This window comes from Pantoea sp. GCM10028869 (assembly GCF_042666835.1).
GTDB lineage: Bacteria > Pseudomonadota > Gammaproteobacteria > Enterobacterales > Enterobacteriaceae > Pantoea > Pantoea leporis.
Window position 1 is genome coordinate 410,271 of sequence record NZ_JBHTGO010000004.1, and the last position, 16,364, is coordinate 426,634.

The 16,364-nt window shown below is 54.7% G+C and carries 14 protein-coding genes; 6 read left to right on the plus strand and 8 right to left on the minus strand.

Translation table 11 applies throughout. The features are described 5' to 3' along the window. Positions 1–5: 5 nt before the first annotated feature. The 6 genes from ACFQW4_RS13245 to yeiP all read right to left on the minus strand — a co-directional run bounded on the left by ACFQW4_RS13245 (position 6) and on the right by yeiP (position 7,224). Positions 6–1,814, minus strand: coding sequence for an extracellular solute-binding protein (locus ACFQW4_RS13245; RefSeq protein ID WP_377725731.1), 1,809 nt, complete (start codon positions 1,812–1,814; stop codon positions 6–8). Positions 1,815–1,879: 65 nt separating this feature from the next. Further along, on the minus strand, positions 1,880–3,445 hold the full coding sequence (locus tag ACFQW4_RS13250; RefSeq protein ID WP_110866603.1) for a cyclic di-GMP phosphodiesterase: 1,566 nt from the start codon (positions 3,443–3,445) through the stop codon (positions 1,880–1,882). 280 nt (positions 3,446–3,725) lie between these two features. Then, entirely contained in the window at positions 3,726–4,301 is a 576-nt protein-coding gene (gene mepS, locus ACFQW4_RS13255) for a bifunctional murein DD-endopeptidase/murein LD-carboxypeptidase (protein WP_008105015.1), read from the minus strand. Between the two features lie 514 nt (positions 4,302–4,815). Beyond that, on the minus strand, positions 4,816–5,523 hold the full coding sequence (locus tag ACFQW4_RS13260; protein WP_101763698.1) for a phosphatase PAP2 family protein: 708 nt from the start codon (positions 5,521–5,523) through the stop codon (positions 4,816–4,818). 44 nt (positions 5,524–5,567) lie between these two features. After that, positions 5,568–6,542: a GTP-binding protein gene (locus tag ACFQW4_RS13265; protein WP_271460830.1), complete on the minus strand. Its 975-nt coding sequence runs from the start codon at positions 6,540–6,542 to the stop codon at positions 5,568–5,570. 106 nt (positions 6,543–6,648) lie between these two features. Then, entirely contained in the window at positions 6,649–7,224 is a 576-nt protein-coding gene (yeiP, locus tag ACFQW4_RS13270) for an elongation factor P-like protein YeiP (RefSeq protein ID WP_377725735.1), read from the minus strand. Between the two features lie 152 nt (positions 7,225–7,376). On the opposite strand from yeiP, the gene ACFQW4_RS13275 reads away from it, so the two are divergent. The 4 genes from ACFQW4_RS13275 to fruA all read left to right on the plus strand — a co-directional run bounded on the left by ACFQW4_RS13275 (position 7,377) and on the right by fruA (position 11,689). Continuing rightward, positions 7,377–7,631, plus strand: coding sequence for a YkgJ family cysteine cluster protein (locus tag ACFQW4_RS13275; protein ID WP_101763700.1), 255 nt, complete (start codon positions 7,377–7,379; stop codon positions 7,629–7,631). A 278-nt stretch (positions 7,632–7,909) separates the two neighbouring features. Then, entirely contained in the window at positions 7,910–9,040 is a 1,131-nt protein-coding gene (fruB, locus tag ACFQW4_RS13280; protein WP_101763701.1) for a fused PTS fructose transporter subunit IIA/HPr protein, read from the plus strand. Further along, positions 9,037–9,975: a 1-phosphofructokinase gene (gene fruK, locus ACFQW4_RS13285; RefSeq protein WP_101763702.1), complete on the plus strand. Its 939-nt coding sequence runs from the start codon at positions 9,037–9,039 to the stop codon at positions 9,973–9,975. Before fruB ends, fruK begins: the two co-directional genes overlap by 4 nt. Before the next feature lie 16 nt (positions 9,976–9,991). Beyond that, positions 9,992–11,689 carry a PTS fructose transporter subunit IIBC gene (gene fruA, locus ACFQW4_RS13290; protein WP_336768573.1) on the plus strand — a complete coding sequence of 566 codons (1,698 nt, stop codon included), beginning with the start codon at positions 9,992–9,994 and terminating at the stop codon, positions 11,687–11,689. A 54-nt stretch (positions 11,690–11,743) separates the two neighbouring features. Here the strand turns inward: fruA and nfo are convergent, their stop codons facing one another. Further along, a complete protein-coding gene (nfo, locus tag ACFQW4_RS13295) occupies positions 11,744–12,589 on the minus strand; it encodes a deoxyribonuclease IV (protein WP_101763704.1) in 846 nt (281 codons plus the stop codon). A 57-nt stretch (positions 12,590–12,646) separates the two neighbouring features. Continuing rightward, a complete protein-coding gene (locus ACFQW4_RS13300) occupies positions 12,647–13,690 on the minus strand; it encodes a YeiH family putative sulfate export transporter (protein WP_377725738.1) in 1,044 nt (347 codons plus the stop codon). Between the two features lie 138 nt (positions 13,691–13,828). Between ACFQW4_RS13300 and yieE the strand changes: the two genes are divergently transcribed. Beyond that, positions 13,829–14,695, plus strand: coding sequence for a DNA-binding transcriptional regulator YeiE (yieE, locus tag ACFQW4_RS13305; RefSeq protein ID WP_101763706.1), 867 nt, complete (start codon positions 13,829–13,831; stop codon positions 14,693–14,695). Positions 14,696–14,831: 136 nt separating this feature from the next. Then, a complete protein-coding gene (locus ACFQW4_RS13310; RefSeq protein WP_101763707.1) occupies positions 14,832–16,298 on the plus strand; it encodes an amino acid permease in 1,467 nt (488 codons plus the stop codon). The last annotated feature ends 66 nt before the right edge of the window (positions 16,299–16,364 follow it).

Consider the following 16,364-nt stretch of genomic DNA (forward strand, 5'->3'; position numbering starts at 1 on the left):
GCTCCTCAGCGTCGATTGGCCGGCAATCGCCCGGCTTTGTTCACATCGTACCACCAGTTTTCCAGACCGGTAGCAAACGCGGGTTTAATCTCGGGATGGGAAAACTTGTCCCAATACGCCATGCGATCTTCCGCGCTGTACCACATCGGAATCATGTAGGCATTCCACAGCAGGATGCGATCCAGCGCCTGGCCGAGCGGCAGCAGCGCTTTCTCATCGCCCTGATGCTCAACGATCTGCTGCACAAAATGGTCGACGATGGGATCTTTCACGCGCGGCCTGTTCCAGGAAGAGTCAATAAATTGAGATTGCCAAATCGTTTGCAAGCTGGTCGAGGGCCATGGCATGGCGTAATAGAGCGATGGGATCATGTCGTAGTCGCCTTCGCGCATACGGCGGAGATATTGCGAGCTGTCAATCTGGCGCAGCGAGACCTGGATGCCAAGCCGTTGCAAGCTGTGCTGGAACGGCAACGCCCAGTCGTTTTGCGTACCGCTGCGCATCAGTAATTCGAAACGGAACGGCTGGCCGGATTTCACATTCACCAATTGCTGATTTCTGATTTCCCAACCCGCCGCTTTCAGCAAGTTCATGGCTTGCAACAGGTTGCCGCGGTCGAAACCGCTGCCGTCAGAACGTGGCGGGGCATACTCCTTGTTGAACACTTCGGGCGGCAGCTGCGCTTTATAGGGCGCCAGCAGAATCAACTGCTCGGCTTTGGGATAGCCAAGCGCTGCATATTCAGTGTTCTGGAAATAGCTGCGCGTGCGTTTATAAGCGCCATAGAACAAGGCTTTGTTCATCCACTCGAAATCGAACGCCAGCGTGATGGCTTCACGCACGCGACGATCGGCGAACAGCGGTTTTTCGTTGTTAAATGCCAGCCATTGCGTGTCGGTGGAAACGGTGTTGGGAATGGTCGATTTGACGATGGCGTGACTGTCAAAGTTGCGACCGCGATATTGTGTCGCCCATTTCTTCGCTGAACTCTCTTCGCGCAAATCGTAAGCGCCGGCTTTAAAGGCCTCAAACGCCACGTTGTCATCAAGATAATAGTCATAACGCAAAGTATCGAAGTTAAAACGCCCGCGATTCACCGGCAGATTGGCGGCCCAGTAATCTTTCACCCGGCTGTACTGGATAAACTGACCCGATTTATAGGAGGTGACGCGATAAGGCCCGCTGGCCAGCGGCGGATAACCAATCGGCTCGTTAAACTTTTTGTTTTGCCAGAATTTTTCCGGGATGACCGGCAGCGTTAGCCAGCTGAGAATCCGATCTTTGTCCGGTTTCGGCATGTCGATACGCACGGTGAGACGGTTTAGCGCTTTCACTTGCACGTCACGAAACGCCACGCGGAACTGCGGCACACCTTCCGTCATGAATTTCTGGAAGGTGAAAGCCACATCCTGCGCGGTAATCGGTGTTCCGTCCTGAAACTGTGCATGAGGATTGATCGACACTTCCATCCAGCGATAGTCGTCGGGATAGCGCGCTGATTCCGCGATCAGCGGATAGTAGCTGCCAGGTTCATCATCGGAGGTGGTAAACAAGCCGTCATACAGCGTATCGGTACCGATGCCGGGATTGCCGCGCGAGGCGAAACGATTGAAGTTGTCGTAGGTGCCCACCACCGCCAGCGTGATCTTGCCGCCTTTGGGCGCGGCGGGATTGGCGTAATCGTAGTGAGTGAAATTCACCGCATATTTCGGCTCGCCCAGCTTAGCGAAGGCATAGCTTTCATTGATGGTGGCGGCATGCAGCGGCGCAGTGGCGCTACAAATGAACAACGCTGTGACAAGACGCAGCAGCATAAGTGGGGCGATCTCCTGTGGTGTTCCGCACTTTATGGTAGCAGTTTCATGGGGTTCGCGTGATGTTAACTCAGTGCGCGCTGGCGTTGATAATAGCTGACGAGGTTTTCGGGGCGTAACGGACGACTAAACAGATAGCCCTGCAAATGCGTCACGCCGCGATTCACCAGCCACGCCGCCTGATCGCCCGTTTCGACCCCTTCAGCCACGGTTTTGAGATTGAGTTTTTTCGCCAGCAGCAGCACTGCATCGAGCACCGGTGAGGTGACGGTTTCTGTACCAATGCTTTGCACAAAGCCGCGATCGATTTTCAGGTAATCGAACGGATATTTTTCCAGATAGATCAGCGCGCTATGCCCGGTGCCGAAATCATCAATCGCTATTTTAAAATTGTTCTCATGTAGCCAGGCGAAGATTTCTCCCGCGCTTTTTTCACCGACCATGCTGCGTTCGGTAATTTCAAACACATAGTTGAAGTGATCGGTGGGCATGATGTTAATCCATGCCTGGACATCGCGCCGGAAGCTCTCTGAAGCGAGATGCAGCGGCGAGAGATTGAGGCTCAGGCGCGTGCCGCGCGGCAGCTGTTTACAGAGAAACTGGGCATCGCGCGCCACCAGCGTGAACAGATGCTGAGTGAGCGGAATAATCAGGTTTTGCGCTTCGGCGTAGCTGATAAAGGCATCCGGCGGAATCATGCCTTCAGTGGGATGCGTCCAGCGCAGCAGCGCTTCCACGCCGTAGGGTTGTCCATCGTGCGCAGTGACCAGCGGCTGGTATTCAACATGAAACTGGCCACGTTTAATGCCCTGCATGATCTCTTTGCCCGGCCGCTGATGTCGCGTCAGCAATAACCCGCTTAGCGCGGAAATCAGCAGTGAGAAGAGTATGCCGGTCAGCAACGTCAGTGAGTAATCGCGTGGCGCTAAGGTGGTGCCAAACAGCACGAAGCGTAGATCGCTGTTATTAAAGGCTATTTCATGTAGCGATGCCGGTAAATCACTCGCGCGTACCACGTTGTTGCTGCCGCTCAACAGCGCTTTGTTGCCGACCACCAGCGCCATGCCGGTGATTTCGGGATGATAAGAGGCCAGCAGCTGATAAGGCGTCAGGCTGATGTTCATGGTGGCGAAAAGGCCGGTCTCGGCTGAACCTGGATTTTTCACCCATAGCACCAGCGCCGGTTTCTTCGGTAGCAATGGCGTGCCTTCCAGCAAGCGCATATCGCGATCGCGTTCCAGTTCAGACTCAGGAGAAATATCGTTTGCTGGCATCAGAAAAGCGCCGGTGGCAGAAGAGCAGTAAGCGTTGCCATCACGCACCAGCAGGATGGCGCGGATATTACCGGCAAAGGCGGCGCGAGAAGTGAGCTCACGACTGACGTTGTTGCAGGCTAACTGGGTGTATTGCTGTAAGGGATAAAGTGTATCGACCAGGCTTGCTATCACCTGTTGTAAATCGTCGCGGCTGTGTGCCAGAAGCTGTTCGTGTTGTTGTACACGTTTTTGCCAGGTGAGTGTTAATAGCACGGTGACAAAAAGCAGAAAGAATGCCGCGCCGATAATCGCACTATGCCAGGCGATACGGCGTGAATAACTGCGGTGGTGTTTTAATGTCCCTGACAGTGGCATGGAGTGCATTCCCCTTGTCTTGCCATTTTTTATTATGTTTATCTTTTGGTCACTACCCACTTCAGACCGCAGCCACGGTGATAACGGTGTCTGCAGCGCAATATCTGGGTATCAGGAAGTCAACGAGAATATAACGAGAGCGCGAAGAATGTCTCGTTATATTTTTGATTCTCAATTACTTTTTATCGGTTGGATTTGAGTTAAAAACTACGGGCGAAAAAAAACGCTGCCGGGGCAGCGTTTCTGATTCTCTGGCTGAGAGGATCATCAAAGAAATACGTTAGCTTGGGTTTTTAGCAAGAACCCGACGCGCTTCGCGGTAACGATTTTTCCAATAACTGTCATTCAGGTTGGAAATCATTACGCCACTGCTGGTGGACGCGTGAACAAAGTTATCGTTGCCAAGATAGATGCCCACGTGGCGACCGGTAGAACCGGCGCGGAACAGCACTAAGTCACCTGCGCGCAATTTATTGCGTGAAATCTCTTTGCCGGTGTCTTGCTGTTCAGACGTTGAGCGTGGCAAATCTAAACCGAACTGCTCGCGAAAGGTGCGCTGAACAAAAGCAGAACAATCAATGCCGCGTTTGGTGTCGCCGCCTAAGCGATAACGTACACCTTTCCAGTCACTGTACTGTTCCATGATGCGGGACTTAACGTCCACGTTCTGCACCATCTGTTCAAATTCGTCCTGAGACGCTTGAAGTAAAAAACCATTCTGGTTGTTAACTTCATGATTCTCGTTATTCGCGTTCTGACCGTTATGGGTACTGCTGCATGCTGATAAAAGTGTTGCGAGTGCTACCGCGGGAATGATCCGCCTGAGGTATCTCAGAATTGGTTGAGACTTGACCATTGTACGTGTTTTCCTTCGATTTCCTTACGACAGGATGTCGTCAGCCAGATGACAAAACGGGTTGAGATTAATAAGTACGACCGTCTAAGACAAATCCTTAATTACTAAAATGTGTTAATGCACACATTTTTGTCGCTTTCAGCACCGCATTTTATGCTGTTGCTTACTAATCGGATTCGAGGTTAACCGATTACAGACCGCGTGGCGAGTGCTTTTATATAAATATTCAAAGGTTTTTTCGATGTGAAATCAATCTGTAACACAATGGCGAGTTTATCAACAATTGGCAGCGATTTAATAGCCAAACAGCGGTGCAATAAGGGGGTAATTCTGGCGCTAAGGCCGATTTTAAGAGGGTTCGGGCTGGACAACTTAGGATTAAGGCTATTGTTCCGCGTTTTTCATCATAATCTTTTCTTTTACCTGAATAATGTTAGTTTGCTAATAGTTTATTCAGGTTTTAAATAAGCGCGAGCGACTGACTTTTTGTTCTATGATCACTCGCTCTTAACAATTACGTGCGCGGCTTATATTTGCCCGGCAACGAACGGTTCAGCCAATTCACCAGCTTGTCGCTGAAGGGCGTTAACAGGCACCAGCTCATGCCAACCAGCACCACTGACAACGAACCCACAGCGATATCAGTAAACCAGTGCGCACCCGCCATCACACGTGGCAGAGCAAACACCACGGTAATCATCAACCCCACCAGAAACGCGCGGAAGCCGAAATAGCGCCACATAAAGCAGGTGAAGATCATCAGCATCATGCCGTGGTCGCCAGGGAAGCTATCTTTCGAGGCATCTTTGGCCGGGATGCCGGTCAGTTCGCTTACGCGATGCACATTCTCAAAGAACAGCGTTGGGCTGGAGTGCTGTACCGGCAGCAGATGACCGAGTTGGTTCAGTACTACCGCGCTCAGCAGCATCGTGATGCCAATGGCCAGCAAACGGCGGCGACCTTGCGGTGTCTCGCGACGCCAGTAGCTTAAATAGAGCAAACCCATAGCCAACAGCGAAACCACATCGAAACCGCGGAAGTTAGTGATGGCCACTAACAGTGCGAAACCGTGATGATCAACCATCTGGTCATTGAAGCCATAAAAGATGGCTTTATCGATACCAAACCAGAACCCGTGATCCGGCGGCAGGTACCATGAAAGGAAAAGCATCACACCCAGTGCATTCAGCAGCAGGATGGTGACTAATCGAGAAGCGCGCATAGAAAATAGACTCAAAGTGAAAACAACGGGGCAACCTAACGCATCTAATTTAAACGAATCTTCAACAAAGCGGTCTGCAAAAGGTTCCAGTCAGCAGGCTGATGATGAATCAATTCGATGCGGCTATCAGGCGGTGTAGTAGGGCGGGTTTCTATAAACAAATCGTCGCCCTGGCGATTGATATTCACTAAACCATCGGCAGTACGCAACACACCTTTAACGCGATCAACCGGCGCATGCCTTGCCCACTCTAGCGCTTTAATCGTATCAAACACGGTTTCACCATCGAAAATCCAGCCACAGGAAGCATAGCCCTGGCCTTCATTTAGCGCACGACGCCAGCGCGCCTGGCCATCCAGTTTCAGTGCGGCCAAGCCTTGTGGACGTGAATTATGGTAGTGATGTGCTGCATCGGGAACCGCACGATCCGCCAAGGCGGGTTGAGTCAACAACGCGGGATCGATGTGTCCCCACGCTGCTTCCACCAGCTGACGCTCGCCCAAAAATTGCTGTTGCCAGGTCTGTAACCGCTGACGATCATCATCGCTCCAGCGGTCGCTTTTGTTCGCCACGATGATATCGGCCGCTACCAGCTGATCGCGGAAATTCTCATTCTCCACTACGCGTGCGTCGGCAAGCTGGCGCGGATCGAGCAGCGTTAAGGTGGCATCCACCTGAATCCAGGGTTGATAGACGGCGGCACGCAGCATATTCAGCAGCTGTTTGGGATGGCCAAGGCCAGTGGGTTCGATAATCAGACGATCGGGTTTAGCCTGTTTTAGCAGCATGTTCAGCCCAACCTGCAGCGGCAAGCCGTTAACGCAGCACATGCAGCCGCCGGGAATCTCTTTCAGCGTGGCACCGCGATCGGCGAGCAGTGCGCCGTCGATGCCAATTTCGCCAAATTCGTTGACCAGAATCGCCCAGTTTTCATCCGCGGGTTTATTGGCTAACAGATGCAGCAGAGTGGTGGTTTTTCCGCTGCCGAGAAATCCGGTGATGAGGTTTACGCGCGTCACAAAAGGGCTCCCAAAAAAAGAGAATAAATCGCACGCGGATGAGAGGCATCCGGCGCGCACGGCCTTGTTATACTATAACAATCACCGGGCGCCGGACGGAAGCACGTTATGAATCAGCGCGTCCCATATAACGACGTTCCGCAATATGAATGCGGATGCGATCGCCATTGCTCAGGTATTCCGGCACCTGAATGGATAAGCCGGTGCTCATGCCTGCGGGTTTGGAGCGAGCGCTGGCGGAGGCGCCTTTAATGCCCGGCGAGGTATCAACAATCTCCATATCGACGGTTTGTGGCAGTTCAAGCGCCAAGACCTGGCCATCCATCGTCAGCACCTGAATGCCGGGAATGCCACCTTCAGGAATAAACAGTAGCTCTTCTTCAATTTGCTCTTTTTTGAAGTTGTACGGCGTGTAGTCTTCGTCATCCATAAACACATACTCATCACCATCTATATAAGAGAAGGTGACGGCGCGGCGGCTAAGCGAAATGGCGTCAATAATATCGTCGCCTTTGAAGCGCTCTTCCACTTTCAGGCCGGTGCGGACATCGGTAAAACGCATTTTATAGAGCGTCGCGGCACCGCGAGCACTTGGGCTCTGTACATCAATGTCTTTCACCAGCAACAGTTTGCTGTTCCAGGTGACAGCCATCCCTTTTTTAATCTCATTTGCCTTTGGCATGGTGGTTTTCTCGCTGACAGGAGGTTAATGCGCGTCACGTTACTCGCGCGGCGAAAAACTGGCAAGTCAGCCAATGTAAAATTGTTGCCGGTGCATGGCATTCGCGGTCTGGGACTGTTATTGTCGCGGCGAATTCCTTGCAGGAGCGCATGATGTTTTGTCGTGACCAGTGCGGTGCCTGTTGCACAGCCCCCTCAATCTCGTCCCCGATTCCTGGCATGCCGCACGGCAAGCCAGCCAACACGCGTTGCGTGCAGCTTGATGAGCAACAGCGTTGCAAAATCTTTGGTTCACCGCTGCGTCCGGCGGTCTGTGCTGGCTTACAGCCCAGCGCCGAAATGTGCGGCAGCAGCCGTGATAGCGCCATGACATTTCTGCTTAAACTGGAAGCCGAGACGGCGCCCTGAAGCACTGCTGACGCATAGCTGAAGAATTGGGCTTAGTGCCGTTGGTCTGTACAGCAAAAGCATCAGCCTGCCTGCCGGTAAAAATCTTAAATCCAACATGAAGTGTGCGGAACGTCAAAAATCTGCTACTCAGATCGCGCATTTTCTTGCCTGCTGTACGTGGCTGTACCATATTCCCTGAAACGTTTCAGCGTTGTCACTCCGGCTAAGTCCGCGATGCACAGCAGCTTTTTTCACTATCTAGCTGAAACGATTCAATACAGCAAGCGAGGAGAGATATGTTCCAGCTCGAAGTTCAGGCCATTCATACCGGTGCTAGCGCACAGAATAAAGAAGAGGCCATTCGTCAGGTTGCCGCTGCGTTAACCGCTGCAGGCAATGTGGCCGAAGGCTACGTTAACGGCATGCTGGCGCGCGAACAGCAAACCACCACTTTCCTGGGTAACGGCATCGCCATTCCGCACGGCACCACCGACACCCGCGACCTGGTGCTGAAAACCGGTGTCCAGGTTTATCAGTTCCCGCAGGGCGTGGATTGGGGCGAAGGGCAAACGGCGTATGTGGCGATCGGTATTGCCGCTAAATCGGATGAACACCTCGCGTTGCTGCGCCAGCTCACTCACGTATTAAGTGATGACAGCATTGCTGAACAGCTAAAAACCGCCTCGGCGGAAGATCTGCGTGCGCTGCTGATGGGCGAAAACCAGGCGGCAGAATTCAAATTCGATACCTCGCTGATTGCCGTTGATGTGGCGGCCAGCGATTTAATCACGTTACAGGCACTGAACGCCGGACGTCTGCAGGCTGCAGGTGCGGTGGACGCGTCATTTATTGCTGACGTGATTTCCCGCGCCCCACTGAGCCTCGGTCAGGGCATCTGGCTGAGCGACAGCGCCAACGGCAATCTCGGCAGCGCAGTGGCCGTAAGCCGCGCGGCTGCGCCATTCCAGCATCAGGGCGAAAACGTCGCGCTGCTGCTGACCGTGGCGGCTAACGATCAGCGTCCGCTGGAAGTGCTGGGCTATCTCAGCAACCTGCTGCTCAGCAACAAAGCTGAACGTCTGCTGAAGGCCGATGCCGCCGGTATTCTGGCGCTGCTGACCAGCGAAGTCGATGAAGCTGCCGAGCTGCTGACCGCTGAATTCACCATCCGCAACGAACACGGTCTGCACGCGCGTCCGGGCACGGCGCTGGTGACCGTCATCAAACAGTTCAACAGCGACATCACCGTAACTAATCTCGATGGCAGCGGTAAGCCTGCTAACGGCCGCAGCCTGATGAAAGTCGTTGCGCTCGGTGTGAAAAAAGGCCATCGCCTGCGCTTCACCGCCAGCGGCGAAGATGCACAGCAGGCGCTGAACGCAATTGAAGAAGCGATCAATTCTGGTTTAGGCGAGGGGGTTGCATGAGCCGTCGTGTCGCAACAATTACCTTAAACCCGGCTTACGATCTGGTCGGATACACGCCAGAAATTGAGCGCGGCGAAGTTAACCTGGTGAAAACCACCGGCCTGCACGCGGCGGGTAAAGGCATCAACGTTGCCAAAGTGCTGAAGGATCTCGGTATCGATGTCACCGTCGGCGGTTTCCTCGGCAAAGAGAATCAGGACGGCTTTCAGCAGCTGTTCAGCGAACTCGGCATCGCCAACCGTTTTCAGGTGGTGCAGGGCCGTACGCGTATTAACGTTAAGCTGACCGAAAAAGACGGCGATGTGACCGACCTGAATTTCTCTGGCTTTGAGGTCACCGCGCAGGATTGGGAGCGCTTCACCGCCGATTCTCTCACCTGGCTCGGCCAGTTCGACATGGTGTGCGTCAGCGGCAGCCTGCCAGCCGGCGTGGCGCCAGAAGCGTTCACTAAATGGATGAGCGATCTGCGCACGCTGTGCCCGTGCATCATCTTCGACAGCAGCCGCGAAGCGCTGGTCGCCGGTCTGAAAGCCGCGCCGTGGCTGGTGAAACCGAACCGCCGCGAGCTGGAGATTTGGGCTGGTCGCAAACTGCCTGCGCTGCAGGACGTGATCGGTGCTGCACATGAACTGCGTGAGCAAGGTATTGCGCACGTGGTGATTTCTCTCGGTGCGGAAGGTGCGCTGTGGGTGAATGCCTCCGGCGAATGGATCGCCAAACCGCCTGCCTGCGAAGTGGTCAGCACCGTCGGTGCCGGCGATTCGATGGTCGGCGGCCTGATTTACGGCTTGCTGATGCGTGAATCCAGCGAGCACACGCTGCGTCTGGCGACGGCAGTGGCGGCGATGGCCGTCAGCCAAAGCAACGTTGGCGTGAAAGATCGTACCCAGTTGGCCGCGATGATGGCGCGCGTCGACTTACAACCCGTTAACTAACAGCAGGAGAGCGATAATGAAAACGCTGCTGATAAAAGATTCTTCACTGGGACTGGCGTCAGGACATCTGGCGCTGGAACGTTTACGCGCGACGGCGGCACAAGCTGGCCTGACGCTGACCGACAATGCCGCCGAAGCTGAACTGGTGCTGGTTGCTGGCCACAATGTGCCGCAGGACGCAGAGCTGGCCGGTAAATCGCTGGCGCTGGTTGATGTGCAGCAAGCGCTGCGCGATCCGCTGGCGGCAATCAATCAAGCCAAAGCGAGTGCCAAAACCTGGCAGCCTGCTGCTGCAACCGCTGCCGCGCCAGTCGCTGCGCAAAGCGCTGCACAGAAACGCATCGTGGCGGTGACCGCCTGCCCAACCGGCGTGGCGCATACCTTTATGGCTGCTGAAGCTATTCAGGCCGAAGCGACCAAGCGTGGCTGGTGGGTGAAAGTTGAAACCCGTGGTTCTGTGGGCGCAGGCAACGCGATTACCCCAGAAGAAGTGGCGGCGGCCGATCTGGTGATCGTCGCGGCTGATATCGATGTGGATCTGGCGAAATTTGCCGGTAAGCCGATGTACCGCACCTCAACCAGTCTGGCGCTGAAGAAAACTGCGCAGGAGCTGGATAAAGCGCAGGCCGAAGCGAAAACCTATCAGCCGAGCGGCAATCAGGCTGCCAGCGCACAGGGCGACAGCAAAGAGAAAGCCGGTGCCTATCGTCACCTGCTGACTGGCGTTTCGTACATGCTGCCGATGGTAGTTGCAGGTGGTTTGAGCATCGCGCTGTCATTTGCCTTTGGTATCACCGCATTTAAAGAGCCGGGCACCTTAGCGGCGGCACTGATGCAGATCGGTGGCGGCAGCGCCTTCGCGCTGATGGTGCCGGTGTTAGCCGGTTTCATTGCCTTCTCGATTGCGGATCGTCCGGGTCTGACGCCTGGTTTGATTGGCGGTATGATCGCCACCAGCATTAACGCCGGTTTCCTGGGCGGTATCATCGCCGGTTTCATTGCCGGTTACGCCGCGAAGATGCTCAGCAGCAAAGTGAAACTGCCGCAGAGTATGGAAGCGCTGAAGCCGATTCTAATCATTCCGCTGGTGGCGAGTTTAATTACCGGTTTGCTGATGATTTACGTGGTAGGTAAGCCGGTGGCGGGCATCATGACTGGCCTGACAACCTGGCTGGCCAATATGGGTACCGCGAACGCAGTGCTGCTGGGCGCAATTCTCGGTGGCATGATGTGTACCGACATGGGCGGTCCGGTGAACAAAGTGGCCTATGCGTTTGGTGTTGGTCTGCTGAGTTCACAAACCTACGCACCGATGGCGGCCATTATGGCAGCCGGTATGGTGCCACCGCTGGCTATGGGCCTGGCGACGCTGGTTGCGCGTCGTAAGTTCAACAAAGGTCAGCAGGAAGGTGGTAAAGCGGCGCTGGTGCTCGGGCTGTGCTTCATCTCTGAAGGTGCGATTCCGTTCGCGGCGCGTGATCCAATGCGTGTGCTGCCGTGCTGTATCATTGGCGGCGCGGTAACCGGTGCGATTTCCATGGCGATTGGCGCGAAACTGATGGCACCGCACGGTGGTCTGTTCGTCCTGCTGATTCCAGGCGCGATTACTCCAGTATTGGGTTATCTGCTGGCGATTGTGATTGGTACTGCGGTAGCGGGACTTGGCTACGCCATCCTGAAAAGACCGGAAGAAGAGCTGGTTAAAGCCGCGTAATCTTCGTCACACATAAAAAAGGGAGCTGCGGCTCCCTTTTGTTTAATCAGATAATTAACCCTGCTGCTCCGACTTCAACCATGCAATCTCATCCTTCCAGATATCCGGATTAATGGTTTCCAGAATCATGGGAATGCCGTCAAAACGTTTATCTTTCATCAGCCAGCTAAACGCGGTTTTACCGATATTGCCTTCACCCAGACTGTGATGGCGGTCGACGCGACTGCCCAGCGTGCTCTTGGCATCATTCAGGTGCATACCGCGCAGATACTGGAAACCAACGATGCGCTCAAAGTCGCTGAAGGTCTCGGCGCAGGCTTCTTCGGTACGCAGGTCGTAACCGCCCGCAAAGGCGTGGCAGGTATCAATGCACACGCCAACGCGCGACTTATCTTCCACGTGCTCAATAATGGTGGCGAGGTGCTCGAAGCGGAAACCGAGATTGCTGCCCTGACCGGCGGTGTTTTCGATCACCGCCACCACGCTGCTGGTTTTATCCAGCGCGATGTTGATCGATTCGGCGATACGCTTCAGGCAGGCTTCTTCTTCAATCTGCTTCAGATGGCTGCCTGGGTGGAAGTTCAGCAAGGTCAAACCCAACTGCTCGGCACGCTGCATCTCATCGAGGAAAGCCTCGCGCGATTTCTCCAGCGCTTCCATCACCGGATGGCCGAGGTTAATCAGATAGCTATCGTGCGGCAGAATCTGCGCGGAGGTGAAGTTGTAACGATCGCAGGCGGTTTTGAACGCATCGATCACTTCTCCTGACAGCGGTGCGGCTTTCCACTGGCGCTGATTTTTGGTGAACAGCGCAAAGGCTGTGGCTTCGAGTTCGTGGGCACGGATAACTGCCTGGTCCACGCCGCCTGATGCACTGACATGTGCGCCGATATATTTCATGCCGCTCTCCTGATTGGGCGATTGCTGCTGCAAAGCTGCCCATCATAGCGGATGCGGTTACGCCATGAAATGTTGCACCAGCACATTGAGTGCTCCGCCGCCGAGAATTAACCAGCCAAACATCACCAATCCCAGCAGCAAGGGTTTACAGCCAGCCTGTTTCAGGGCGCTGAAGCGCGTAGTCAAACCCAGCGCAGCCATCGCCATCGCCAGCAGCAGATTGGCCAGCTGATTCAGCGTGCTAACAATATTGGCAGGCAGCAGATGCAGCGAGTTAAACAGCGCCACCACAATAAACAGCAGCGCGAACCAGGGAAAACGAATCGCTTGTTGCTGTGCGTTGTGGCTACGCTGACGTTTCAGCCAGCTTCCCAGCATCAGCAAGAAGGGCGCTAACATCATCACGCGCAGCATTTTGGCAATCACGGCGGTGTTTTCGGCCTCGGCACCCATCGCGTGTCCTGCCGCGACAACCTGCGCCACTTCATGCAACGTCGAACCGGTGAAGATACCGAAATGTTCCGCGCTGACCGTTGGAAGCAGTGACCACAACATCGGATACAGCACGATGCCAACGGTACCAAACAGCACCACAGTCGCAACAGCCACCGCCACTTTTGACGGCGCAGCCTTAACGATAGGTTCACTCGCCAGCACCGCCGCCGCGCCACAAATGCTGCTGCCCGCCCCAATCAGCCACACGGTTTCGCGATCCATCTTCAGCAGACGAATGCCGATAAAACAGGTCAGCAGGAAAGTGGAGCTGAGAACCATCACATCAATCAATACGCCGCTAAGACCGACATCAGCAATCTGCTGCACGGTAATACGAAAGCCATACAGGATGATGCCGAGGCGCAGCAAGCGCTGTTTCGCCAGCATTACGCCGCTGTCACAGGCGCCGGCCATCTGCGGATAAAGGGTGTTACCGAGCACGATGCCCAAAATAATCGCTAACGTCAGCGCACCGAATCCGGCCCCGGCCAACCAAGACTGATTGCTTAACCACGCCGCGGTACCGGCAATCGCCACGGTCAACAGCAAACCCGGCAGCCAGTGATGTAGATGAAACGGGGTTTTATTCACGCTTAACTCAGCCATACTTTTCTCCTGTAGGGGCACCATTCCTGGCGACCTTCTAACATTCAATCTCTGCCTCAAGCCTGCGCTGCGCTGGTATAAAAGTAAAATTGATAATATATTTATAATTAACCAGAATAAGTAATATAAGGGAACCGCATGCACATCACGTTGCGCCAGATTGAAGTGTTTACCGAAGTGCTGAAGAGCGGCTCGACGACGCAGGCCTCGCAGGTGCTGGCGCTGTCGCAGTCGGCGGTGAGCGCCGCGTTAGCAGATTTGGAAAACCAACTCGGTGTGCAGCTGTTTGACCGCGTCGGTAAGCGGCTGGTGGTGAATGAGCATGGCCGTTTACTCTATCCGCGCGCCGTGGGTTTGATGGAGCAGGCGGGCGAAATCGAACAGCTGTTTAAGGAAGATAACGGGGCGATTCGCCTGTTCGCCAGCAGCACCATTGGTAATTACCTGCTGCCGGGCATGATCGCCGCCTATCGCCGCGATTTCCCGGCGTTGCCGCTGGAGCTGAGCGTCGGTAACAGTCAGGATGCGATTAATGCGGTGGCGGATTTCCGCGTCGATATCGGTTTGATCGAAGGTCCGTGCCACGAGCTGGATATTATCAGCGAGCCGTGGCTGGAAGATGAGCTGGTGGTGTTTGCCGCGCCGGATGCCGCCATCCTGCAGCAGCCGATTACGCTGGAAGCGCTCGCCGCCGCGCCGTGGATTCTACGCGAGCGTGGTTCAGGCACGCGCGAGATCGTTGATTATCTGCTGCTGTCGCATCTGCCACAGTTTCAGCTCGGCATGGAGTTAGGCAATTCAGAGGCGATTAAACACGCGGTGCGTCACGGCATGGGCATCAGCTGTTTGTCGCGGCGGGTGATTGAGGATCTGCTGGAAGCCGGCACGCTGGTGGAAGTCGCGATCCCATTGCCGCGCCTGACGCGCACGCTGTATCGCATCCATCATCGACAGAAGCATGTGTCCAAAGCGTTGAGCCGTTTCCTGTCGTATTGCCGTGAATAATCACAGCGCTGATCACGCTGCGGCTAATAATTCCCGGCCGATCATGAAGGTAACTAATAACCCGACGTGAATGCTATACAGCTTGGGGCTAGCTGCTACAATCTCGCCTCATTTTTATCCAGCATAGCGTTTACACATGCATAATGACTCAAAAACAACACAACAACCTGGATTGCGCCGTGAATTAAAAGCGCGTCATCTCACCATGATCGCCATTGGTGGTTCCATCGGTACCGGCCTGTTTGTCGCCTCGGGTGCCACCATTTCTCAGGCCGGACCCGGCGGCGCGCTGCTCTCCTATGCGCTCATCGGCCTGATGGTTTACTTCCTGATGACCAGCCTCGGCGAACTCGCGGCCTTTATGCCGGTTTCGGGCTCCTTCTCCACCTACGGTTCAAAATATGTTGAAGAAGGCTTCGGCTTCGCGCTGGGCTGGAACTATTGGTACAACTGGGCGGTGACCATCGCCGTTGACCTCGTCGCCTCGCAGCTCGTCATGAACTACTGGTTCCCGGACACGCCCGGCTGGATCTGGAGCGCACTGTTCCTTGGCCTGATGTTCCTGCTCAACTACATCTCAGTCAAAGGCTTCGGCGAAGCGGAATATTGGTTCTCGCTGATCAAAGTGACCACCGTCATCATCTTTATTGTGGTTGGCGTGTTGATGATCACCGGCATCATGCGCGGCGCAGAAAACGCCGGCTGGCATAACTGGACCGTGGGCGAAGCGCCGTTCGCCGGTGGTTTTGCTGCGATGATAGGCGTGGCGATGATCGTTGGCTTCTCCTTCCAGGGCACCGAGCTGATCGGTATCGCGGCCGGTGAATCTGAGGATCCGGCGAAGAACATTCCGCGCGCGGTGCGTCAGGTATTCTGGCGAATTCTGCTGTTCTATATCTTCGCTATTCTGATCATTAGCCTGATTCTGCCGTACACCGATCCGAAGCTGCTGCATAACGATGTCACCGATATCGCCATCAGCCCGTTCACGCTGGTGTTCCAGAATGCCGGTCTGCTTTCGGCGGCAGCGGTAATGAACGCAGTGATTCTGACGGCGGTACTGTCGGCGGGTAACTCCGGCATGTACGCCTCAACGCGTATGCTGTTCAACCTGGCACGCGAAGGTAAAGCGCCACGCATTTTCGGCAAGCTGTCGAAAGGTGGCGTGCCGCGTAACGCGCTGATTGCTACCACCGTGGTGGCGGGATTGTGCTTCCTGAGCTCGAAATTTGGTAACCAGGAAGTTTACCTGTGGCTACTGAACACCTCAGGCATGACCGGTTTTATTGCCTGGTTGGGTATCGCCATTAGCCATTACCGTTTCCGTCGCGGTTATATCGCTCAGGGTCACAACCTGGCCGATTTGCCGTACCGTTCGGGCTTCTTCCCGCTGGGACCGATTTTCGCCTTTATTCTGTGTTTGATCATCACACTGGGTCAGAACTATCAGGCGTTCCTTGCTGACCGCATTGATTGGTATGGCGTGGCCGCAACCTATATTGGTCTGCCGCTGTTCCTGATTATTTGGTTGGGCTACAAGCTGACACGCGGTTCGCGCTTCGTGAAATACAGCGAGATGGAATTCCCGACGTTTAAAGAGTAGTCATACCCTTGCGCGATAAATCGCGCCGCTACGAATAAGGTGCACGTGTAGTAGCGGCGCAATTTA